Consider the following 23669-nt stretch of genomic DNA (forward strand, 5'->3'; position numbering starts at 1 on the left):
GTGTACAAAATGCTCTTTGTTTGATCCTTCTTCTGTAATAAATCCAAATCCTTTTGACTCGTTAAAAAATTTTACGGTACCTCTATTCATAATATAAAAAATATATGTTGCTTACTTAATTGATTGCAACGTTAATTGTACTGCAAATGTAATGCCAAATATTTAAAATAATGGTAAATATTAATTTTATTGTCATTATTTTTTACAATTTTGAATTAAGCCACTATTTTAACCGCAAAAAAGCCTATCAATAAATTGATAGGCTTTCTTTAAAAAGTTTACTCTGGTAATAATATATTATAATACTCTTACGTCAACAGCGTTTAATCCTTTTTTTCCTTCTTGTAATTCGAATTCAACTTCGTCATTTTCACGAATTTCATCGATTAATCCTGAAACATGTACAAAATGTTCTTTGTTTGATCCTTCTTCTGTAATAAATCCAAATCCTTTTGACTCGTTAAAGAATTTTACGGTACCTCTATTCATAATAATTAATTATATGTTGCTCACTTTAGTGTAAACAACGTTTGTTTAGTTGCAAATGTATTGTTTTTTTTTGAAAAAATGCAATAAATCATTTATTGTGTTCCACTTTTTTTGATCAAAATTAAAGAGTATAAATACCAAATTACTTTACAAGTAATTAACACAAATAAACTACTTGTTAGTTTATTGAAAATCAAATTAAAAATACTAAATTAGCAAAAAAAAAGTGTTTTTACTAGTAAATACTCAATACAACCCTAATAAAAATACACTTTTACCGTAAAAAAACCAAACTTACTGATTTAATATTACCTATTTCTTTTCATATATTACTCAAATAATACTATAAAAAATAAGTAACGTACATAAAATAATATAAACAAAAAGAATAGCGAATGTTATCATAATGTAAAAAATTAAGATTACTACTTTGATAAAAATTTAAAAAAGCAGAAAATATCATTTTAAAAACTAATTAACCTAAAAAAACGATAATAAATACCCAAAAAACAATTGAAAAACCAATTCATTTTACAGCATTTTTTTAACAAAAAATTTATTTAACAAATAGAACTTTTAATTTTATGAATATTAAAAATTACCTTTCAACCCTAACCTTGCTATTGTTTGCTTTGACTGCTTTCGGTCAAAAAGCAACTACAAGCGGTTGTGGTACAAAATTATCTAAAAAAGATAATATTAAATTCAGACAATCGATGTCTAAATTTAAAAAACAACAAAGAACCAACAAAACCAGCAAAAGAACAGGTGTTAGAGATTACCAAATCCCTGTAGTTTTTCATATTTTACATAACGGGCAGGGTGAAGCTGGTTCCGTTAGTAAAGAAAATATGGCGTGTAGAATTAACGACGTAATGGAAGTTGTTAATAAAGATTTTCGTGGAGAATTTCCAAAATGGAATGATTCTGATACAAGATTTGACGGCGTAAAACAAAAAATGGATAACATCGAATTTCTATTAGCTACCGAAGACCCTGATGGAAATCTTTTAGAAACCCCAGGAATGAACTGGCGTGTTCAAGATGGGCTTGTAGAAGATGGTTACGATCCTAAAATTACCACAAACAATTGGTGGTGGGGAAAAAACAACAAATACTATTTACAGATATTTATTGTAGCTGCTGCAAACGGAATATCAGAAGGAAATTACGCTTCAGGACACGCATTTTTACCAACACAAGACGCCGTTCCAAGAGTTGTCTTTAACTGGCGATATCTAGGAAGAGCAACTGGTTGCCCTGACAATCCTTCGTCTAGTGCTGTTGGTTTTGAAAAAGTAATGTCGCATGAATTTGGTCATTATTTTGGATTAAGACACACCTTTCATGAAAGTGATAAAGACAAAGGAACTTGGACTGCTGAAAATGATGGAATTGATGATACACCGCCAACAATGGGTTCGGAAGGTTGTACAAGAGATAAATTAAATGCGTGTAATGTATATCCAAATGTAGAAAATTATATGGATTACAATACTTCTTGTCAAATTATGTTTACCAAAGATCAGGTTGACGTAATGAATGGTTGGCTAGAAGATACTACAATTGCTAAATACTCAAGAAGCTTACTTTGGCAAACAGACAATTTAATTGCTACTGGTATATTACCTCATGCGCCTGTTGCGAGTTTTAAAAGCGATGTAACAGCAATTTGTAGTACACAAAGTATCGAATTTAAAGATAACTCAACAGGAAATCCAACTTCTTGGAAATGGACTTTTGAAGGAGGAACACCTGCTACATCTTCAGAAAAAAACCCGACAGTTACTTACGCAACTAAAGGGCAATATAAAGTAACATTAGAGGTTTGGAATGGCTTTAACGGTACAAGTTACAATAAGACTGAAACAGCAAATTTTATTGATGTTGACCAACATTCAATAGCAAATACTTCGGAAGATTTTGAAGGAACTTTTCCGCCTCAAGGATGGAGAGTTATCAATCCTGATGGAAAATTAGCTTGGGGAAAAAGTGATGAAGCAGGAAATGGCGATTCATCGTGTGTAGTTATGAATAATGCCGATAATGATAAAATTGGTAAAGAAGATTTCCTACAATTACCTTTTTATAATTTAACAGCTGCTAAAAATGCACAGCTTTATTTTGATGTTGCTTATGTTAAATTTGATGAAGTGAGTGCCGATATGTTAAAAGCCGAAGTTTCTACCGATTGTGGGGCTACTTGGACAGAAGTATATTCAAAAACACATACCGAATTAGAAACTGTTTTATCTGCATTATCACCAAATGATTGGATTCCTAATCAAGAATCACATTGGAGAAAAGAATTGGTTGATTTAAGTAGTTATGACGGACAAGCAAATTTAGCCATTCGTTTTAAAAATGTATCAGGATACGGAACGCGTGTTTGGTTAGACAACGTTACTGTTTCTTTAGATAACAGCACAGGACCTATAGTCGATTTTTACACTAAAAAAAGAAACTCAGTATGTGAAAGTGAAGTTGTTCAATTTTTTGATACCTCAACAGGAACAACAGCAACTACGTGGGCTTGGGAATTTCCTGGAGGAACTCCTGCCAACTCTACCGAGCAAAACCCTACGGTTACCTATAATACTTACGGAAATTACAACGTAAGCTTAAAAGTTGAAAATACTGATGGTTCATCAGAAAAAACCATAGATAGTTTTATCGTTTTAAAAACACCAACGGCACAATCTTTTAGCGAAGATTTTTCAGGAACCTTCCCTCCTGCCGATTGGAATATTCGTAATTTTGATGGAAAATTACAATTTGAACAAAGTAATTTAGCTGGAAATGGCGATGGTTTTTGTATGATGATGAACAATGCCGATAATGAAACCATTGGTGAATTGGATGAAATAATCATGCCTTCTTTAGATTTATCTGTAGGCGCTACCGATTTTTATTTCGATGTTGCTTATACCAAATTTGATGCTGATAGCCCAGATAAATTAATGGTAATGGCTTCTAGCGATTGTGGTACAACTTGGGATAATTTATATGAAAAAACACATACTGTTTTAGAAACTGTAAATGTTGTTGACGATCCTGCAACAGACGCAAATGAATCTAACAATTGGATTCCTACAAAAGCGTCAGACTGGAGAAAAGAGCGTGTAAACCTTAGTGATTATCAAGGATTAGCAAATGTATTGGTGAAATTTGTAAACACATCAGGATACGGAACTCGTATTTGGATTGACAATGTTACCGTTAATTTCGATAGTAAAGAAAAACCAACTTCTAGTTTTGAAAAACAAGGAGAAAGTACCTGTCTAGGAAACAATGTACAATTTAATGATACTTCAACAGGAGTACCAACTTCTTGGGATTGGACTTTTGAAGGCGGAACACCTGCAAATTCTACAGAAAAAAATCCAGTAGTAACCTACGATACCGCAGGGAATTATAGTGTAACTTTAACCGCTACAAATGCCACTGGAACAGGAATAACCACTACCAAAACAAGTTTTGTTACCGTAAAAGATGTTACTGCTTTACCATATAATCAAGACTTTGAAGGAACATTCCCTATTGCTAATTGGGAAATTATAAATCATGATAATGATGAAATTTTATGGGAAAAAAGAACCGATGCTGGTAATGGAGACTCTTCTTGTATGATTATCAATAATGCCGATAATCCTACGGATAAAATCGATGAATTAATTATCAATCCTTTAGATTTTTCTTCGGATGGAGATAAAAAAATGTCTTTTGATTTATCTTATACTAAATTCACCAATGCATACGGTACAGATGCAGAATCAGATTCTCCAGATAAATTAATGGTGTTAGTTTCTAAGAACTGTGGATTAACTTGGACAGAAGTTTACAATAAAACACATACTGAATTAGAAACAGTTCAAGTTCGTGACTTAGAAGCAACTCCTGATGACAATGAAGCAAATGATTTTATTCCTTCAAAAGCATCTGACTGGAGAAAAGAGAGCATCGATTTAAATGATTTTACAGGAAATTCAAGTATTTTAATCAAATTTAAAAATATTTCAGGGTACGGAACTCGTATTTGGATTGATAATTTAAGTGTAACCTCAACCATTACAACTGACGATATTACTTGGAAAGGAACTACGGATAATGATTGGAACACAGCATCAAACTGGAGTACAAATACCTTACCAACCTCAACGAGTCGTATTGTAATTCCTTCAGGATTATCAACATATCCAACAGCAAATAATGATGTTAGATTTAACAGTTTAACTATTGAATCGGGCGCTACTTTTATGGCAAAAGCAGCCGTTACAGGAACAGTTACTTATAAGAGAAATATTGAAAACACCGATTGGTATTTAATTTCATCGCCTTTAAAAGAAGAAACTCTTGAAAACTTTATTACTGGAGGAACGCTTTCTTTCGCTTCAGGAACACGAGGAAATATCGGTTTTGCACCTTTTAATAATGAGCATCTTACCAAAGCTTGGAATTATCAAACAATAAATTCTACAGGAAATTTTGACCTAGCAAAAGGATATTCATTAAAATTAGCAACACCTAGCGATATTTCTTTCACAGGAGAAATTAACACGAGCGATGTAAACATCGAAATTAATAACGGAACTAGAAATAATTACAATTTAGTTGGAAACCCATTTACAACTTACATCAACGCTGTTACTTTTTTAAATAATAACGAAACTTCTATAAGCGAAAAAACAATTTGGATATGGAATGGTACAACTTATGAAGTATATAATGAGCAAAACAGTTTAGAAATTGCGCCTGCACAAGGTTTCTTTATAGAAACTACTGACGCATTGCCAGCAAATAGTTCGGTTACTTTTACCAAAGCAAATCAAAGCCATCAAAATACCGATACTTTTAAAAGAGAAGCACCAAAAACTTCTTTTGAATTATTTGTAGAAGATGGAACTCGTCAGAAATCAACCAAAGTATTTTATGCAAACAATAAAACCACTGGTTTTGATAACGGTTCAGATTCTAAATTATTCGGGGGAGTTTCTAGTAATTTCGAAGTATTTACCGAATTAATTTCTGATAATAAAGGAAATAAATTAGCCATACAAACCCTGCCAACTTCTAAAATTGAAGAACTAGTAATTCCTGTTGGATTAACAACAAAAATGGGTAAAGAAGTAAGTATTTCTGTAGATGCTAAAAATCTTCCTGAGGATGTAAAAATCTATTTAGAAGATAGAATTGCCAATACATTTACCAATATTTCTGATAAAAAAATCGTAGTTAAAAATAACACAAAAGGAGCAGGACAGTTTTATATTCATACAACTTCAAAAAAACCTGATGTTATTGTTAATAAAGAGGTACAAAATGTAAGTATTTATAAATCTGATAAAAACACGATTACCATTACAGGTTTACAAACACAAAATGCTTCTTTAAAAGTATATTCTATACTAGGGAAAACAATTTTTAATAACTCATTCAAATCAACAGGAGTTAGCCTAATTGAATTACCGAAAACATCGAAAGGCGTTTATATTGTCGAATTAATTTCAAATACAGGAAAAATTACTAAGAAAATTATTTTAGAATAATTTTTAATAAAAAACATAAATATTATGAAAAAACAAACCGAAAATAACAGTAATAATAGTAACGATATTTCAAGAAAAGAAGCCTTGAAAAAAATAGGGAAATACGGAAAATATGCAAGTTTAACAGCATTAGGAACCTATCTAATTTTAAACCCACAAAAAGCACAAGCGCAAAGTGGTCCTGAAGTTCCTGGTAGTAGATTTTAATTAAATTAACTTCTTTTATATTCCTAAAACCCTCGAAAATTCGAGGGTTTTTATTTGCCTATTTCCCTTTAAAAATTAAAAAAATTAAAAATTTCGTTACAAAAAACAGCATTGAACACCGATAGTTTTTAACAGAAACAATCCGTATTTTTGTTTTATGAATTTTGAATTACACTCCAACTTTAAGCCAACTGGCGATCAGCCAACCGCTATAAAACAATTAGTAAACGGATTAAACACCAACGAAAAACACCAAACACTTTTAGGCGTTACCGGTTCTGGTAAAACCTTTACCGTGGCAAATGTTGTTGCTCAGGTAAACCGTCCTACCTTGGTTTTAGCGCATAATAAAACATTGGCGGCGCAATTATATGCCGAATTCAAGCAGTTTTTTCCTAACAATGCCGTTGAATATTTTGTTTCTTATTACGATTATTATCAGCCCGAAGCCTATATTCCTGTTACAGGAACTTTTATCGAAAAAGATTTGTCTATTAATGATGAAATAGAACGCCTACGAATTAGTACCTCTTCATCCCTACTTTCTGGGCGTAGAGATATTATTGTTATCGCATCAGTTTCTTGTTTATACGGAATTGGAAATCCGAAGGAATTTAAAAAAAATGTAATTCCAATAAAAGTCGATCAACAAATTTCACGCACCAAATTTTTACACAAACTAGTTACCAGTTTATATTCTCGCACCGAAACCGAAATAAAAAGTGGGACTTTTAAAGTAAAAGGCGATGTGGTAACTATTTACCCATCTTATGGCGATAGCGGGTATAAAATTCATTTTTTTGGCGATGAAATTGAAGAAATTGAAACTTTTAACATCGAAAATAACCAGCGTATTGAAAAGTTAAACGAACTCACTATTTACCCTGCAAATTTGTTTGTAACCTCTCCTGATGTTTTGCAAAATGCCATTCACAGCATACAAGATGATATGGTAAAACAAGTCGATTATTTTAAAGAAATCGGCAAACATTTAGAAGCAAAACGCTTACTAGAACGCACCGAATTCGATTTAGAAATGATTCGTGAATTAGGTTATTGTTCTGGTATTGAAAATTATTCGAGATATTTAGATGGTAGAGATCCTGGTACACGTCCATTCTGTTTATTAGACTATTTTCCTGACGATTTTTTAATGGTTATTGATGAAAGCCATGTTACGATACCACAAACTCACGCCATGTACGGTGGCGATAAAAGCAGAAAAGTAAACTTAGTAGAATACGGTTTTCGCTTGCCTGCGGCGATGGATAATCGTCCTTTAAAATTTGAGGAATTTGAAGCATTACAAAACCAAGTAATTTATGTATCGGCAACGCCTGCCGATTATGAATTGCAAAAAACCGAAGGCGTATTTGTAGAGCAAGTAATCCGCCCAACGGGTTTATTAGACCCAATAATTGAAGTCCGCCCCAGCGAAAATCAAATTGATAATTTAATTGAAGAAATTCAAATTCGTGTAGAAAAAGACGAGCGAACCTTGGTAACCACTTTAACCAAAAGAATGGCGGAAGAATTGGCAAAATATTTAACCAGAATTCAAGTTCGTTGCCGTTATATTCATTCGGATGTAGATACTTTAGAGCGGGTTCAAATTATGCAAGATTTACGAAGAGGTTTGTTTGATGTTTTAATTGGTGTCAATTTATTGCGAGAAGGTTTGGATTTACCCGAAGTATCGTTAGTTGCTATTTTAGATGCCGATAAAGAAGGTTTTTTACGCAGTCATCGCTCGATAACCCAAACCGTTGGTAGAGCCGCAAGAAATGTGAACGGGCGTGCTATTTTATATGCTGATAAAATTACCAATAGCATGAAACGTACTATGGATGAAACCGATTATAGGCGTAAAAAACAGCAAGATTACAATACTAAAAATGGTATTACGCCAACACAAATCAACAAAAAACTAGATACTACGCTTTCTCAAGATACTATTACTTCTTTTCATTATGATAATGCGATTGATAAGGTTGCTAAACAAGATTTACAATTTTTATCTAAAGAAGAAATAGAAAAACGCATCAGAAATAAACGAAAAGAGATGGAAGCTGCTGCTAAAAATTTAGATTTTATGGTAGCCGCAAAATTGCGTGACGAAATTGCTGTTTTAAGAAAAAGCTTAGAATCATAAATTTAGTTTTTTTAAAACAAAAAAAGGCTTCTATGAATATCATAAAAGCCTTTTAATAAAATAAATTTAATTGTTTTTAATTATTTAGCTGCTACTAAAGTAACAGGTAAATTATACACATCAGTTGTAACTTTTCCTGCTATTTTCTTGTAATTTAAGCTGTTTTTGATATAGTTTTCTATTCTTTGATTATCATTTTTTGAATTTACAGATAATACTATCAATTCATTTTTACTGTTTACTGTTAATTTAACGATTACAGATACGTCAGAGTTCAATTCAAATTTAGGGTTCTTTAATAATTTATGAACCTCTTTGTTTATTAATACTAATTCTTCTTTTTTATCCGAAGGATTTGTAGCGTTCGCAACTAATACGTTTACTGATAAAAAAAGTGCTACTAATAAAAATTTAATTGTTTTCATAATGTTTTTTAATAAGGTATTTTAACCGAATTTTTGTTTTCTTTATATTTTTTTCTGTCCTATTAACCTTTATAGTTAATTAAGTGTCAAAATGTTACTGGGTTTGCAAACCGGTACAAACTTACGGCAGAATAATGGTTACAATGTTAGAAAACCTTTAACATAAACTCATAAAAAAGTTACTTAAAAATGGGTTAAAAAGCTAAATGTATCGCTTTTTTAAAAACAGCTTAAAAATTCTAATTAATAAGATATTAGTTAATGAAAGATTTTGATAATAAAACAGAATTATCAGTATCTATTTTGCAACTAAAAACCAAAAGTCTTAGAATATCTATAATTTTAAAATTACAGATTGGCAAAAAAAAGGCGTAACAATTAGTTTACATTAAGAGTAAAAACATGATTTACAACCAATTAAACATTAAAAAAGATCATTTTTTATCTTCTTAATTTTATCTTCTTAATCGTTTTTTTTCAACAGTTACTTTTCCCTCTAAAATTAAAGGGTTGTTTTTTACTAAAACATTTAACTTTAAATTTTCAATACTTTCTCTAGGAAAAATAGCCTCCCCTACATTAATACTAACATGATAAGTGCCCGCAGATAGTATTTCTTGCTGATTTTTAAGCTTTCCGTTTGGAATTTCAATAATCGTTAAATTTTGATATTTTTTATCGGCAATTTCTATTGATACAACTTTAAACGCCTCTTTTGACGATTCTATAATAACAGAATACTTCATTTTTGAAGTATCAAACCTAGAACCTGCCGAAATATATTGTTTTTTAATGTCACTTATAAAAACCGATTTACAACTAAATAATAAAGGCATAATTAGCATCATTATAATTTTAGAACTATGATTCAATATCATTTGTATTTTTTTTGTAAAAAAACACGATACTACAATTGTAATACCGTGTTTTATATTAATAATTATTAAAAATTTGTACCTGGAATATCAGGTGTATTTGGGCTTTGCGCTTGTGCTTTTTGAGGATTCAAAATTAAATAGGTTCCTAATGCGGTTAAACTAGCATATTTACCGTATTTCCCTATTTTTTGTAGCGCTTCTTTTCTATTTATTTTATCTGAATTCATCTTGTCTTAATTTTACGATGCCTTAGTTATTTGGGCTTCATTTTTATGTCAATTATTTTACAACAACCTTTTTTGTTACTCTTTTATTTCCTGAAACAACTTTAACAATATAAACACCTGCTGATAAATCACTCAAGTCTAAACCTTTAAACCCAGCTGATTTTAGCGTTTTACTTAGCACTTTTTTACCTATAATATCAAATATATCAATTATTAACGATTCTCTATCATAACCAATTACCTGTAATAAATTATGATCGGTATAAACTTTTAAATTTGATACAACTAATTTCGGTTCTAACTCATTTAAAGCTCTTTTAGAAAAATGTATATAAAATCGTCCAAATTCATTTGAGTTTTTCTGTAAAGTTACTTCATAATTTTTGGTGTTGCTTATTTCATGGAATTTTGCAGTTTCTTTATCTTCTATAAAAACCTTTATATTTTCAGGTAAATTATGAATTACTGATGAAAATACTACCTTTTCTTTTGATGTTGCGGTAAGTTTTAAAGGAATAATTTGACCTTCAATAGCATTCGAAGAAACCGATTGAATTGCATATTCATTATTTACATTGCTTTTTGCTTCATTTATAATTTTAGAAGTTAAGTCAAATGTAGCGTCTCCAAAGTTTATAACATCCATTGTTGCATCAAATCCTTGTGTTGCATTTTTTGAAAAGATAATATCGGTATTTACCTTAATTTTTTCTTTGTCACTTTTTTCAACAAATAATTTTACATAAGGAGTTCCATTTTCTGAACCTCTACTAAACGTATTATTTCCCGCTAAAGTTGTTTTTGTACCAATATTAGCTTTCTTAAAAACTACCTTTTGATCGGTTTCTGAAGCTTTTGTTTTGATAAAAAACCCCTGTCCTGGCGCTAATACTTTTTGAGTTGATGATGCTAAATTAGTGTAAGCAACATATTTATTTTGAGTACTTTCCCATAAGTATATTGCCTGTGCATTACTCGCTAATTTGCTCGTATTATTTGCAATAAAGTTTTCTAAATTTCTTTTATTAGCAGGGTAATACGCCGAAAAAGGATTTCCAATCGCATTCCATTTATCCGAAGATACACTTACATTTAAGCTACTGTTATACATTGTTCCTGAAAAAGAAACTGCACCAGCTGTTGCTCTAGAAACTGCATAACCTGTTCCGTTTTCAAACAATGTATTTTCACTAACATTTTGGTCAAAATATTCCCATTTACTCCCTACTAAATTGGCATCATTATATTTAGATATTGCATATTTAGAAGCAGCATTTTTTCGAATATCATTTGATATTTCCAATGCAAATTCTTTAACTCCTTGACCAATTACAGGCGATGAAATTAAAGACCATTTATTCGCTAATAAACCGCCTCTACTATACATAAGATTACCTGTTGCATTTCCATTTACCATAAAAACACCACTACCTATTTCATCTGATAAAATTGACACAAAAGTATTGTCGTTTATTATTGATACATAATCGTTAACAACTGTTAAACTATTGGTGTTTTTTATCTCTAATTTAGCATTGTTAATTTCTAATGATTTTACTGTAACTCCAGCTACATTTACCGATACCACATCTTGTTCTTGTTTTATTGCAACATCATCAGCTGAAGTTGGTAACGTTTTACCTTCCCAATTTGTAGTTTCAGACCAGTTATTATTGGTAACACTTTTAAAATGTTTTTGATCGTTATAAACCCACATTCCTCTACCAAAAGTACCTACATAAACATTTCCGTTACTTTTACTTATTTTAATGTCACTAATAATAACATTTGGTAAACCTGTACCTAATTTTGTCCAATTAGTAGTTGTATTATTGGTATAATAAAGCCCTAATTCAGTTCCTACATAAATAGTTTCATTGCTTTTATTAGTATCTACTATTATTTTTTTCATGATAATATTAGGCGTATTAGCACTGATATTTACCCATGAAGCACCATTATCGATACTTTTATAAATTTTTTCACCCGCTTTATATGATGCCACTGTTGCATAAACAATAGCTGTATTTGGTACGGCATACACACTATTAATAGATAAATTTGAAGCAGGATTAGAAATTGTAACCCAAGTTGCACCATCGTCATTACTTCTTCTAAGTGTTTTATCTGTTCTTGAATAACCTATTGCAAAAATTCTTGTAGCGCCATTATATAAAGACACATCTAAAAAAGAAGTTTCTACTAAACCTGTATTTAGAGCCGCCCAAGTAACACCTCTGTCTGTAGATTTTTTTACATCGCCATGCCCTGCGTAAATAGTTGCTGCAATTGTTGGGTGTAAAGCTAAAGGAGAAATAAAATCAGCATCATTTGAATCTGAAAGAATTGTTACCGCTGAATATGCACTACTTGAGTAGCCATCATTTGTTCTGTATAAAGCACCATAAGTTCCACCTAAATAGCGAATATTTGAATCTGAAATATCAATTCCTGTAGCTGTTCCATCACCTGCTGAACAAGCTACCCATTTTTGACGACCACCTTTTGAAACCTTTGAAAAACCATCATTATCTTGGTTTGCCATCATATAATCATCACCATTAAGCCCTTCTGTAATGGCAATATTGTAGGGTTGAGAAATTACCAAACCATCTGATATATCTGTCCAACCACCTGTGGCTTTTGTAGCGGTAAAAGCACCTTTATGAACTCCACCATCATGTGCATTTATAACAGTAACACCATCGGATAAAAAAGATAAATAATGATGATCAGGGTGTACATAAAAACCAACCCCTCGAGGATCGTCATAGGCGTTTAAATACATTGAAAAAGAAGTACCATTATCTGTCGATTTATACACATTTACACCTCCTACAAGAATATCATCTTTGTTTGTAGGCGATACAGCGATACATTGGTTATACCCCCACTGTGAATTAAAATTAGCTATAGTTGTTTCACTAATTTTATCGGCAGCGGTATCGGTATTATCAAAACGAAAAATTGTAAAAACACCATCTTGGGTAATTCCATAAAAATTTTCAGTATCATTTGCAGAGGCTGTTAGCTTTAACTTGTTTTGTGTACTTCCTTGTAAAACTGAATGTTCTGAAAAATTAGCTCCACCATCAGAAGAATACCATAAACCTCCATAAGCGTCAGACACCACTACTTTATTGGCATTATTAGGATCAAAAATTATGGTTTGAAAATTATCACCACTATAATCTGGGGTCGTATTCATATTAACCCAAGTAGCACCGCTATCGGTAGATTTTTGAATTTCATCATTGGTAAGTGCATAAATTGTAGTAGACGAATTAGGCGCAAAACTTAAATCTCTAATATATTCATTATCCGTTAATGAAAACGTTAAACCTGTTACAGCCCAATTTTCACCTGCATCTATTGATTTAAATAAACCTATTGAATTAACATGCCCTCCATCTTCATCACCAGTAGCCATATATAATATGTTGGAATTTTGAGGATCAATAATAATATCGGTAACTCCTAAACCTGCTAAATCATCTGTTTTAGGCAACCAAGTTGTTCCGCCATCAGTTGTTTTCCACAAACCTCCTGCGGCAGATCCGGCATACATTATTTGAGTATTATTAGCATCTGTTGCTACTACATTAACCCTTCCTAAACCTGGATATGCGGTATATCCGTTTTCTAACACATTTTTTTTAGGACCTATTTGCTCCCACGACGTAACGGTATTTGACCTTTGAGCTTGTGTGTTTGAATTCGCTAATAAAAGATCGATGTATTCTTTTTTATTTTCTTTCTTAACAAAAGAACCATCAGCGTTAATTCTATCTTTCCAAATCCAAACCCAACGTTCAAACTGTTTTGTTGCTTTGTTTTGTTTTTTAGAAATAACACCTCTTGAACGTTGTTTTCTTTCCGATAATTCTTTTCTTGTTTTATGTACAATTTCAAAGAAGTTTGCTCCTTCTTTTAAAGAGGCTTGTTTGTAATTTGTAATTTGAGCGCTTACTTGAAAAGTAAAAGCGATTAAAAAAAGTAATTTCACTATTATTTGTTTCATTTATAAATATTTAGGGGATTAATCTCCAAAAGTAATATGAAAAAAGGTGTAATTACATTAAAATACGGTGAACGACTATTAAATAGATGTGAACAGCTATAATTAAGCGATGAGAGTTTTTTAAGATAGCCTATAGTTTCTACTTTTAGAATTATCAACTGATAATTCACTATTCAAAAAACAAAAAAAATCGCCTCATAAATAAATTATGAGGCGATTTCAATATATAAACAAAAAATTAATTTCTAAGCTTCTAAAACTTCTGCAACTTTATCGGCAGCTTCTTGAAATTCAGTAGCTGAAATAATTTCCATTCCACTGTTATCAATTAATTCTTTAGCTTCTTTAGCGTTTGTTCCTTGTAAACGACAAATAATAGGCACATTAATTCTGTCTCCCATACTTTTGTAAGCATCTACAACACCTTGAGCAACACGATCACAACGAACGATTCCTCCAAAGATATTTACTAAAATAGCTTTTACGTTGGTATCTTTTAAGATAATACCAAAAGCTTTTTCAACACGCTCTGCATCAGCAGTACCTCCAACGTCTAAAAAGTTAGCTGGCTCACCACCTGCTTGCTTAATTAAATCCATAGTTCCCATTGCAAGTCCTGCTCCGTTTACCATACATCCAACATTACCATCTAAATCTACATAGTTTAAACCTGCAGCTTTTGCTTCTACTTCAATAGGATTTTCTTCACGAATATCACGCATTGCAGCATAATCTTTATGACGATATAAAGCGTTTTCATCTAAAGTAACTTTAGCATCAACAGCCATTATTTTATCATCAGATGTTTTTAACACAGGGTTAATTTCAAACATTGCTGAATCAGATTTGATATATGCCGTATATAAAGCACTAGCAAACTTTACCATTTCTTTTAAAGCAACACCGCTTAAACCTAAGTTAAAAGCAATTTTACGTGCTTGAAAAGGCATTAATCCTAAAGCTGGATCAATTTCTTCTGTAAAAATTAAATGAGGCGTTTCTTCGGCAACAGTTTCAATATCCATTCCACCTTCGGTAGAATACATAATCATGTTTTTACCAGTAGCACGGTTTAATAAAACTGACATGTAATATTCGTCTGGCTCACTAGCTCCAGGATAATATACGTCTTCACATATTAACACTTGGTTTACTAATTTACCTTCCGCTGAAGTTTGAGGTGTAATTAACATCATTCCTAAAATATCATTAGAAATATTTTTTACGTCCTCTAAGTTTTTAGCCAACTTAACTCCACCACCTTTTCCACGACCACCTGCGTGTACTTGTGCCTTAATTACGTGCCAACCTGTACCGGTTTCTTCCGTTAATTGCTTTGCTGCCGCAACAGCTTCTTCTGGTGTATTTGCAACAATTCCTCGTTGAATACGAACCCCAAAACTGTTTAATATTTCTTTACCTTGATATTCGTGTAAGTTCATTAGATATGAATTTTTAAAGTCCAACAAAAATACAAATTCAATTTACAATACATTACTATTTAGTATAATTATTACTATTTTCTTATAACTTTTATTTTGAGTTTTCATTTCGTTTCATTGTAACACGCATTTTTTAACACCTATTTAATGTAATTAACATTAAATTGTGATTTGAAAGCTTAAATCCTAAATATTTTTACAAACCACCTTAAGCCCTTGACTAACTATGTATAAAACAACCTTATTACTAATTTTAATGCTGTTTATCTGTAAAAATAGTATTGCACAAGAAATTCATAAAAAAAGAAAAAAATTACCCGCTACACGCATACAAACACCCCCTGTTATTGATGGACTTATAGACGAATCAATATGGGAAAAAGCCCCTGTTGCTAATAATTTTGTAATGATGCGCCCCACTAACGGACAAAACGAACCTAGCACTCATAAAACCCAAGTAAAATTAGTCTACGATAATGACGCTATTTATGTAAGTGCCTTCATGTACACTCCAAATCCTGCTAAAATACCTGCCGAATTTAACAACAGAGACAACATAGGAAATGCTGATTTTTTTATGCTGATGATAAACCCAAATGATGACGGGCAAAACCCGACCATGTTTATTGTTAGTGCCGCAGGAGTTCAGGCAGATTCAAAAGTAGCTAGCGGTAATGAAGATTTTAATTGGAATGCTGTTTGGCAAAGTGCCGTTAAAATAAACAAAAATAGTTGGACCGTAGAAATGAAAATACCCTACAGAGCCTTACGTTTTGCAAACAGCGATGTACAATCTTGGGGAATTAATTTTCATCGAGAAGTTAAAAATTTAAATGCTCGTTTTACATGGAATCCTATTGATAATACACAAGGAAATTGGACACAATACGACGGTTTACTAGAAAACTTAAAAAATATTACACCACCTACTCGTTTAAATTTTTACCCATACACATCGGCAACAACAACTTCTTTTAAAGGAAAAACAAATTTTGACTGGAGCGTTGGTATGGATGTAAAATATGGGCTTACCGAAAATTTTACTTTAGATGCCACTTTAATTCCTGATTTTGGGCAAACCGCTTTTGATAATGTTACCTTAAACTTAGGTCCTTTTGAACAGCAATTTTCAGAGCAACGACAATTTTTTACCGAAGGAACCGCACTTTTCACCAAAGGAAATTTATTTTATTCTCGTAGAATTGGAGGTAAACCAATAAAAAATGCTTCTGTAAATGAGCAAATAGAAACCCTTATTGAATCGCCTAAAAAAGTACAAATGCTAAACGCTATAAAAGTTTCTGGTAGAACAAAAAAAGGCTTAGGTATTGGTTTTTTTAATGCCGTTACCGCTAAAACAGAAGCCGTAATTAAGAATAATACAACAAAAGAAATTCGAGAAGAAATAATTAATCCACTATCAAACTATAATATTTTAGTTTTAGATCAGCAATTCAATCAAAACTCTGCGATTACTTTAATTAACACCAATGTTACTAGAAATGGACATTTTAAAGACGCTAATGTTACAGGTTTACTTTGGCATTTAGAAGATAAAAACAGTAATTACAATATAGATGGTTCTGTTAAAATGAGTAACATTTCTGATGATAAAAACAACCCAAATACTGGTTATACATTTGACACTAGTATTGGTAAAAAATCGGGAAACTGGAGAGGTGAAATTGGTTATAATTTAAAAAATAAAGATTTTAACCCAAATGATATGGGAATTTTATTTCGTAATAATCAACAATCAATCTATGGTTTTACACAATACCGCACACTAAAACCTACAGGTATTTTTAATTACTACAGAATAAATACTGCTTACAATAGTAACTTTTTACACAATCCTGGCACCTATACAGGCAGCAATATAAACACCGCTTTTCAGGCAGAAACTAAAAAACGTTTTGCTTTTGGGGCAAACATAATTTACAGCAGTAAACGTAAAGATTTTAACGAACCAAGGCAAGGAACAACAAGCGGAATTTACTTTAAAAGACCACAAAGAATACGTATTAGCCACTGGGGATCTACCGATTACAGAAATAAAATTGCTATTGATTATGACTGGCGATATTCTTTTTTCAAAAACAATCCAAAAGAAAATTATGGTTTTAAAATTTCTCCAAGATATCGTTTTAACAACCAATTTTCCTTAGTTTATAGCTTTAAATACGGACAAACAAACAATGGGCAGGGTTTTGTAAATGATATAAATCAAGAAGATGTAAACAACAACCCTACCCTTTCTCCTTTTTTAGACGACATCATATTTGGACAGAGAGACTGGACTAGCTTCAATAATTCGTTAACAGGTAAATATAGTTTTAATACAAAATCAACACTATCTTTATCTTTCAGACACAATTGGAGTAAAGTTCCGTATAAAGAGCAATTTTATACTTTAAATAAAAATAATGGCGAATTAATTGAAAGTAATTATACTAATAATCATCATAAAAATTTTAATAGTTGGAATGTTGATGTCAATTATTTATGGCAATTTGCGCCAGGTAGTCAATTAACGGCTTTTTACAGAAATACCATTTCTAATGATACAGATATTGCTACTCAAAATTTCTCAGAAAATTTAGAATCACTTTTAAAAGAAGACAATCAACATACATTTTCTGTTCGATTAGTTTATTTTATTGATTATAATCAGCTCAAAAAATTAATTTAAAATCAATCAAGGCTATGTTTTAAAATCGGGCATAGCTTTAAAAGGCTATCTGATTTCTTTTTTATACATTCGTTACCTTGAAAATAAAACGAGGATTATCTATGATTATTGCTAAAAATATCCATAAATACTATGGTGATGTTGAAATTTTAAAAGGCGTGAATCTTCATATTAAAAAAGGAGAAATTGTTGCGATTGTTGGTCCTTCTGGAGCCGGAAAAACAACACTTCTTCAAATTTTAGGAACTTTAGATAGCCCTCAAAAAACACAAAACTACGAGTTATTATTAAATACTATTTCAATCAAAGGATTAAGCGACAAAGCTATTTCTTCTTTCAGGAATAAACACATCGGATTTATTTTTCAATTTCATCAACTACTACCTGAATTTACAGCACTCGAAAACGTGTGTATTCCTGCTTTTATTAGCGGAAAAGCGAAATCAGCAACTCAAAAAAGGGCAAAAGAATTATTATCATTCTTAGGATTATCGCACAGAGAAAACCATAAGCCAAACGAACTTTCAGGAGGAGAGCAACAACGAGTAGCCGTGGCGAGAGCCTTAATTAACGAACCAGCTGTTATTTTTGCCGATGAACCATCAGGAAATTTAGATTCTACCTCAGCAGAAAATTTACATAAATTATTTTTTGAATTACGAGACAAATTTGGGCAAACCTTTGTACTAGTAACCCACAACAAAGAATTAGCTCAAATGGCAGACAGAACCCTGACCATGAAAGACGGTGTTATTGTTGATTTACTATCGAAATCTTAAAAACCTTAAAATAAAAAAAGCGAAACTTTAAGTGTTTCGCTTTTCTATTTTTTATCAAAATTTTTAATTATTCTTTATAATTTTCGTTAAAAACGGGTAATAATACTCCGCCATATACGCCCCTTTTTTCTTTCCTAAAACATTTCCTTTTGAATTAACCACAACCACTGTAGGAAACGCATTAATTCCGTACCTATATTGCAATTCCTCATTTTCTTTTTTAGCTGCTACCGAAACCAAGTCTCTATTTCTAGGAAAATCGGCTTTATAAAAAATTAAATTTCCATCAGAAAAGTTTTTAAATTTCATTGTTTCAAACAGTTCTTTATCAACTCTTTTACATGGATGACACCAATCTGAGCCTGTAAAAAACACCAAAATAGGCTTATTCTCTGCTTTTGACTTTTCAATAGCTGTATTAAAAGAACTTTCCCATTGTATTTTTTGCGATTCAGCTTGGTGAGCTACAGTATGTTCTTGCGCAAAAGATATTTGTGCTCCTAAAATTAACACTAAAGTTAAAAATATTTTTTTCATTATGATTCTCATTTTATAACTCAAAAATATCAAAAATAATACCAAAAACTAAAAAATTAGCCATTTATTTCGTTGATTATAAAATCAGTAAATAATTTTTCATCTTTTATAAACGTATTTTTTATCGAAATATAACACACCTTTTTTAGCTGATCTTGCAAACGCATATAATCTTTTTCGGTGGTTACAATTATTTTATTATTTGCTGATAATTTATTGAAATCTGTTTTTATTTTTTCAATATCATTGCTTGTAAAATTATAATGGTCAGGATATTTTAAATGCGTATATTTTATTTTTTCTTCCGATAAAAACTGTAATAACGAAGTAGGATTTGCAATTCCTGTAACCAATAAAACTTCTTTATTTTTTAAATCTGAAATAGTCAAATTTGCATCACTTCCCTTTAACTTTTCATCATAAGAAATCCTAGTAAAAAATAATTTCTGATGCTTTTTAAGCTTCAATCTTCCCTTAATTTCTTGCTGTTTTTCTTCAGATAAATTTTCAGGACATTTGGTAACAATAATAATTTTTGCACGATCGGCACCACTTCTCGCCTCTCTTAAATTTCCTGTTGGCAATATAAAATCATCGACATATAAATCATTATATTTTGTCAATAAAATATTTGTACTTGCCGTTACTTTTCGGTGCTGATACGCATCATCTAATAAAACAACTTGCAAACTAGCATCATTTTTTAATAAATTTTGAATCCCGTTAGTTCTATCGGCATCAACTGCAATGCTGGCATCATTTTTAAATTTCGTATAAAATTGTAGCGGTTCATCGCCAACATCAGCAGCAGAATGTGTATCATTTATCAATTGAAAACCTTCCGTTTTTCGTTTATAACCACGACTTAAAACGGCAATTTTATAGTCCTCTTTTAATAATCGAATTAAAAATTCAATTTGTGGCGTTTTTCCTGTACCGCCAACACTTAAATTTCCTACGCAAATAACAGGAACTTTAAATTTAGTCGATTTTAGAACATTTATATCAAAAAACCAATTGCGAATTTTTGTAATAACATCGTATAAAATGGCAAACGGAAACAATAAAAATCGTAGTAATTTCATAGCCTCAAAAGTAAAAATTATTATCGATAAAATAAACCTACTAAAACATCGATTTAAGAAAAATTATTTGAAGCTATTTCCCGCTTTCCGCACTCGCTTTTTTTATTTTTTGAAGGAAAAAAATAAAAAAGAGCTCAAACAATTGCTGCAATCGGGGCTAGGAATTTGTGCTCAATTTAAAAATCTTTCATCTTTTTAAAATAAAAATAAGATTATATCCAATTTTAGTAACTTTGAAACATCTTTTTTAAACTCAAAAAAATGCAAATAAAAGACGTTACCAATTATATTGAAGAACTAGCCCCGCTTGCTTATGCCGAAAGTTTTGACAATGTTGGCTTATTAATAGGTGATTATTCTACAAAAGTTACAGGTGTTTTAGTAACTTTAGATACTTTAGAGAAAACAATTGACCAAGCAATTGCTGAGAATTGCAATTTAATTGTAAGCTTTCACCCGATTATTTTTAGCGGATTAAAAAAAATAAACGGCAACAATTACGTTGAACGAGTTGTTTTAAAAGCCATTCAAAATAATATTGCCATTTATGCAACTCACACCGCTTTAGACAATGTAAACAATGGTGTTTCAGCTAAAATGTGTGAAGTTTTAGGGCTTCAAAAGTGCAAAACATTGATTCCTAAAAAAGGAATTATTAAAAAATTAACCACCTACGTTCCAATTAAAAATGCCGAAAAACTACGCACAAAACTCTTTGAAGCAGGTGCAGGAAATATCGGAAATTATGACAATTGCTCTTTTAATTTTCAAGGAACAACAACCTATAAAGGAGCTGAAAGTTCAAATCCGACGGTAGGAGAAAAAGGCGAATTTATATCCGAAGAAGAAATCGCTATTTCAGTGAGTTTTATCAATAATTTAGAAGGAAAAATACTTAAAACGCTCTTTAATAATCATCCGTATGAAGAGGTTGCTTACGAAATAATTACTTTAGACAACAGCCATCAAAACATCGGAATGGGAATGATTGGCGAGTTTAAAACTCCAATGAATGAACATGAATTTTTATCTTTTGTAAAAAAAACATTTAAAACCGATTGTGTTCGACATTCCGAATTATTAGAAAAACCGATTAAAAAAGTAGCCGTTTTAGGCGGTTCAGGGAGTTTTGCTATCAAAAATGCCCTCAAATTAAATGCCGATGCTTATATAAGTGCCGATTTTAAATATCATGAGTTTTTTCAGGCAGAAGGAAAAATAGTCCTTGCCGATGTTGGGCATTATGAGAGTGAACAGTTTACAAAAAACCTTTTGATTGATTATCTTCGTAAAAAATTTAGTACTTTTGCAATTACTTTAAGCGAAGAAAGTACAAATCCAATACACTATATATAAACAGAGATGGCAAAAAAAGAAGTAACGGTAGAAGAAAAATTAAGAGCGTTATACGATTTACAGTTAATCGATTCTAGAATTGACGAAATCAGAAACGTTCGTGGTGAATTACCTTTAGAAGTTGAAGATTTAGAAGATGAAGTTGCCGGATTAAATACTAGACTTTCTAAATTAAAAGAAGAAGCTGCTAGTTTAGATACTGATATTAGTAATAAAAAATCAGCAATTATCGAATCTAAAGCGTTAATTGTAAAGTATGAAGAGCAGCAAAAAAACGTTCGTAACAATCGTGAGTTTGAGGCTTTAACTAAAGAAATTGAATTTCAAGAATTAGAAATTGAATTATCTGAAAAAAGAATTAAAGAGTACAAGGTTAAAACAACTCAAAAAAATAGTGTTGTTGAAAAAACCAAAGAAAAAGTAAAACAACAACAAAGTCATTTGACCCACAAGAAAGATGAACTTGATAGTATTTTAAAGGAAACTGAAAAAGAAGAGCAATTATTAAAAGAGAAATCTGAAGAATATGCGTTATCTATTGACAAGCATTTATTAACTGCTTATAACAGAATCCGTACTAAAGTAAGAAACGGATTGGCTGTTGTTGCCATTGAACGTGGTGCTGCTGGTGGTTCTTTCTTTACAATTCCTCCGCAAATTCAATTAGAAATTGCAAACAGAAAGAAAATTACAATTGATGAGCATAGTGGGCGTATTTTAGTTGATGCTGCTTTAGCTCAAGAAGAAAAAGAAAAGATTGATAGCTTATTTATATAAGCAATTCTTATTTTTAAATATATATAAAAAGCGCTCTTTCGAGCGCTTTTTTATTGTTGTAGTTTTAGTAAAAAATATTGTAAAAAAGCTATAAAAATTCGCCTTAAAATTAAAAGAATCTCGGTGATCTATACTTTTGACCTCTCGATAGTTCGTATTGCAACATAATTTCGTGAGTTCCTGAATTTGTTACATTATAATTAGAGGTTGTTAAATCATACGAATATCCGATAAGTAAGGTGTTTGAGGCTTGAAAACCTAAAAGAACACTTACCGCATCGTCCCATCTCCAACCTAAACCTGCTCTAAATTTATCTTTAAATAATAAATTTGCTGATAAATCTAACGATAATGGCGCTCCTGAAACGGCTTTTAAAAGTGCGGCGGGTTTAAATTTAAAATCATAATTAATATCATACACATATCCTGCTATTAAAAAAAAGTGCATTCTTTCAACCGCTGTTTTTCCTAGTGGTATTTCTTGATCGTAATGTTCTGTTCTTAAAATATTCGGCACCGATAATCCTACATACCAATCTGGCTTGTAATAATAAATTCCTGCACCAATAGTTGGTAAAAATTTACTTACATTTTGCCCAAAAGCAGCTTCTGTATCAGTTGCTTCTCCTTTACTCCAATCAATATTTAAGAAACGTCCTCCTAAACGTAAACCAAATGCTAAACTAGCATCTACATCAGTTTGAATAGTATATGACAGGTTGCTATCTAGGTAAAATTCTTTTGATGGACCTATTTCATCATTCATTATATTAACCCCTAAACCTAAACCTGAAGAGCCTATAGGCGTGTGATAACTTATATTTTGAGTTTCTGGAGCACCTTCAAAACCAACCCACTGCGTTCTACCGATTACCGTAATAACGCCGTAATAATTAGAACCTGCATATGCCGGATTTATATTCATGGTGTTATACATATACTGTGAATATTGAGGATCTTGCTGTGCCTGTGTAGTTGTTATGGTGCATATACTAAATACAAATACACAGATTATACTTAAAAATAACTTCATTTTATGTAATTTTTTTATTTTAT

At 31.3% G+C, this 23669-nt stretch carries 17 protein-coding genes (1 of these 17 cut by a window edge); 7 read left to right on the forward strand and 10 right to left on the reverse strand.

The genetic code is table 11. The features are described 5' to 3' along the window. Together AQ1689_RS10175 and AQ1689_RS10180 are read right to left on the reverse strand one after the other, a co-directional pair. Positions 1 to 90: the beginning of a cold-shock protein gene (locus AQ1689_RS10175; RefSeq protein ID WP_101956014.1), read on the reverse strand. The gene continues 96 nt to the left of window position 1, outside the view; the window shows 90 of its 186 coding nt (coding positions 1–90); its start codon is at positions 88 to 90; its stop codon lies off the left edge, out of view. A gap of 207 nt (positions 91 to 297) precedes the next feature. Further along, positions 298 to 489 (reverse strand): cold-shock protein, encoded by a 192-nt coding sequence (locus AQ1689_RS10180; protein ID WP_058884578.1) that lies wholly within the window; start codon positions 487 to 489, stop codon positions 298 to 300. Positions 490 to 1073: 584 nt separating this feature from the next. Between AQ1689_RS10180 and AQ1689_RS13235 the strand changes: the two genes are divergently transcribed. The 3 genes from AQ1689_RS13235 (at position 1074) to uvrB (ending at position 8394) form a co-directional block, all read left to right on the forward strand. Further along, a complete protein-coding gene (locus tag AQ1689_RS13235; RefSeq protein ID WP_198913870.1) occupies positions 1074 to 6035 on the forward strand; it encodes a PKD domain-containing protein in 4962 nt (1653 codons plus the stop codon). 24 nt (positions 6036 to 6059) lie between these two features. Further along, positions 6060 to 6242: a hypothetical protein gene (locus AQ1689_RS10205; RefSeq protein ID WP_101956015.1), complete on the forward strand. Its 183-nt coding sequence runs from the start codon at positions 6060 to 6062 to the stop codon at positions 6240 to 6242. A 157-nt stretch (positions 6243 to 6399) separates the two neighbouring features. Next, on the forward strand, positions 6400 to 8394 hold the full coding sequence (gene uvrB / locus AQ1689_RS10210; RefSeq protein ID WP_101956016.1) for an excinuclease ABC subunit UvrB: 1995 nt from the start codon (positions 6400 to 6402) through the stop codon (positions 8392 to 8394). An 80-nt stretch (positions 8395 to 8474) separates the two neighbouring features. On the opposite strand, the gene AQ1689_RS10215 is transcribed toward uvrB, so the two are convergent. The 5 genes from AQ1689_RS10215 to sucC all read right to left on the reverse strand — a co-directional run bounded on the left by AQ1689_RS10215 (position 8475) and on the right by sucC (position 15387). Further along, entirely contained in the window at positions 8475 to 8819 is a 345-nt protein-coding gene (locus AQ1689_RS10215) for a hypothetical protein (protein ID WP_101915849.1), read from the reverse strand. 455 nt (positions 8820 to 9274) lie between these two features. Next, entirely contained in the window at positions 9275 to 9697 is a 423-nt protein-coding gene (locus AQ1689_RS10220) for a hypothetical protein (protein ID WP_101915850.1), read from the reverse strand. 65 nt (positions 9698 to 9762) lie between these two features. Next, the gene (locus AQ1689_RS10225) at positions 9763 to 9924 is read right to left on the reverse strand and encodes a hypothetical protein (protein ID WP_180947576.1); all 162 of its coding nucleotides are present in this window, start codon (positions 9922 to 9924) and stop codon (positions 9763 to 9765) included. Positions 9925 to 9976: 52 nt separating this feature from the next. Beyond that, positions 9977 to 13945 (reverse strand): VPS10 domain-containing protein, encoded by a 3969-nt coding sequence (locus AQ1689_RS10230; protein WP_101956017.1) that lies wholly within the window; start codon positions 13943 to 13945, stop codon positions 9977 to 9979. A gap of 245 nt (positions 13946 to 14190) precedes the next feature. Then, the gene (gene sucC, locus AQ1689_RS10235) at positions 14191 to 15387 is read right to left on the reverse strand and encodes an ADP-forming succinate--CoA ligase subunit beta (RefSeq protein WP_101956018.1); all 1197 of its coding nucleotides are present in this window, start codon (positions 15385 to 15387) and stop codon (positions 14191 to 14193) included. A 226-nt stretch (positions 15388 to 15613) separates the two neighbouring features. On the opposite strand from sucC, the gene AQ1689_RS10240 reads away from it, so the two are divergent. Both AQ1689_RS10240 and AQ1689_RS10245 read left to right on the forward strand, forming a co-directional pair. Next, complete coding sequence (locus AQ1689_RS10240; protein ID WP_101956019.1) at positions 15614 to 18079, forward strand: DUF5916 domain-containing protein; 2466 nt, start codon at positions 15614 to 15616, stop codon at positions 18077 to 18079. Between the two features lie 101 nt (positions 18080 to 18180). Then, a complete protein-coding gene (locus AQ1689_RS10245) occupies positions 18181 to 18858 on the forward strand; it encodes an ABC transporter ATP-binding protein (RefSeq protein WP_101956049.1) in 678 nt (225 codons plus the stop codon). Positions 18859 to 18921: 63 nt separating this feature from the next. On the opposite strand, the gene AQ1689_RS10250 is transcribed toward AQ1689_RS10245, so the two are convergent. After that, a complete protein-coding gene (locus tag AQ1689_RS10250) occupies positions 18922 to 19395 on the reverse strand; it encodes a thioredoxin family protein (RefSeq protein ID WP_180947577.1) in 474 nt (157 codons plus the stop codon). Between the two features lie 56 nt (positions 19396 to 19451). Then, positions 19452 to 20480 (reverse strand): tetraacyldisaccharide 4'-kinase, encoded by a 1029-nt coding sequence (gene lpxK, locus AQ1689_RS10255; RefSeq protein WP_101915856.1) that lies wholly within the window; start codon positions 20478 to 20480, stop codon positions 19452 to 19454. A 261-nt stretch (positions 20481 to 20741) separates the two neighbouring features. On the opposite strand from lpxK, the gene AQ1689_RS10260 reads away from it, so the two are divergent. Further along, complete coding sequence (locus AQ1689_RS10260; RefSeq protein WP_058884567.1) at positions 20742 to 21836, forward strand: Nif3-like dinuclear metal center hexameric protein; 1095 nt, start codon at positions 20742 to 20744, stop codon at positions 21834 to 21836. 6 nt (positions 21837 to 21842) lie between these two features. Then, complete coding sequence (locus tag AQ1689_RS10265; protein WP_101915859.1) at positions 21843 to 22613, forward strand: zinc ribbon domain-containing protein; 771 nt, start codon at positions 21843 to 21845, stop codon at positions 22611 to 22613. Between the two features lie 109 nt (positions 22614 to 22722). Here AQ1689_RS10265 and AQ1689_RS10270 read toward each other — a convergent pair whose 3' ends face one another. Beyond that, complete coding sequence (locus AQ1689_RS10270) at positions 22723 to 23646, reverse strand: PorP/SprF family type IX secretion system membrane protein (RefSeq protein WP_058884565.1); 924 nt, start codon at positions 23644 to 23646, stop codon at positions 22723 to 22725. Positions 23647 to 23669 lie beyond the last annotated feature (23 nt).

Source organism: Tenacibaculum finnmarkense (genome assembly GCF_900239185.1).
Classification (GTDB): Bacteria; Bacteroidota; Bacteroidia; order Flavobacteriales; family Flavobacteriaceae; genus Polaribacter; species Polaribacter finnmarkensis.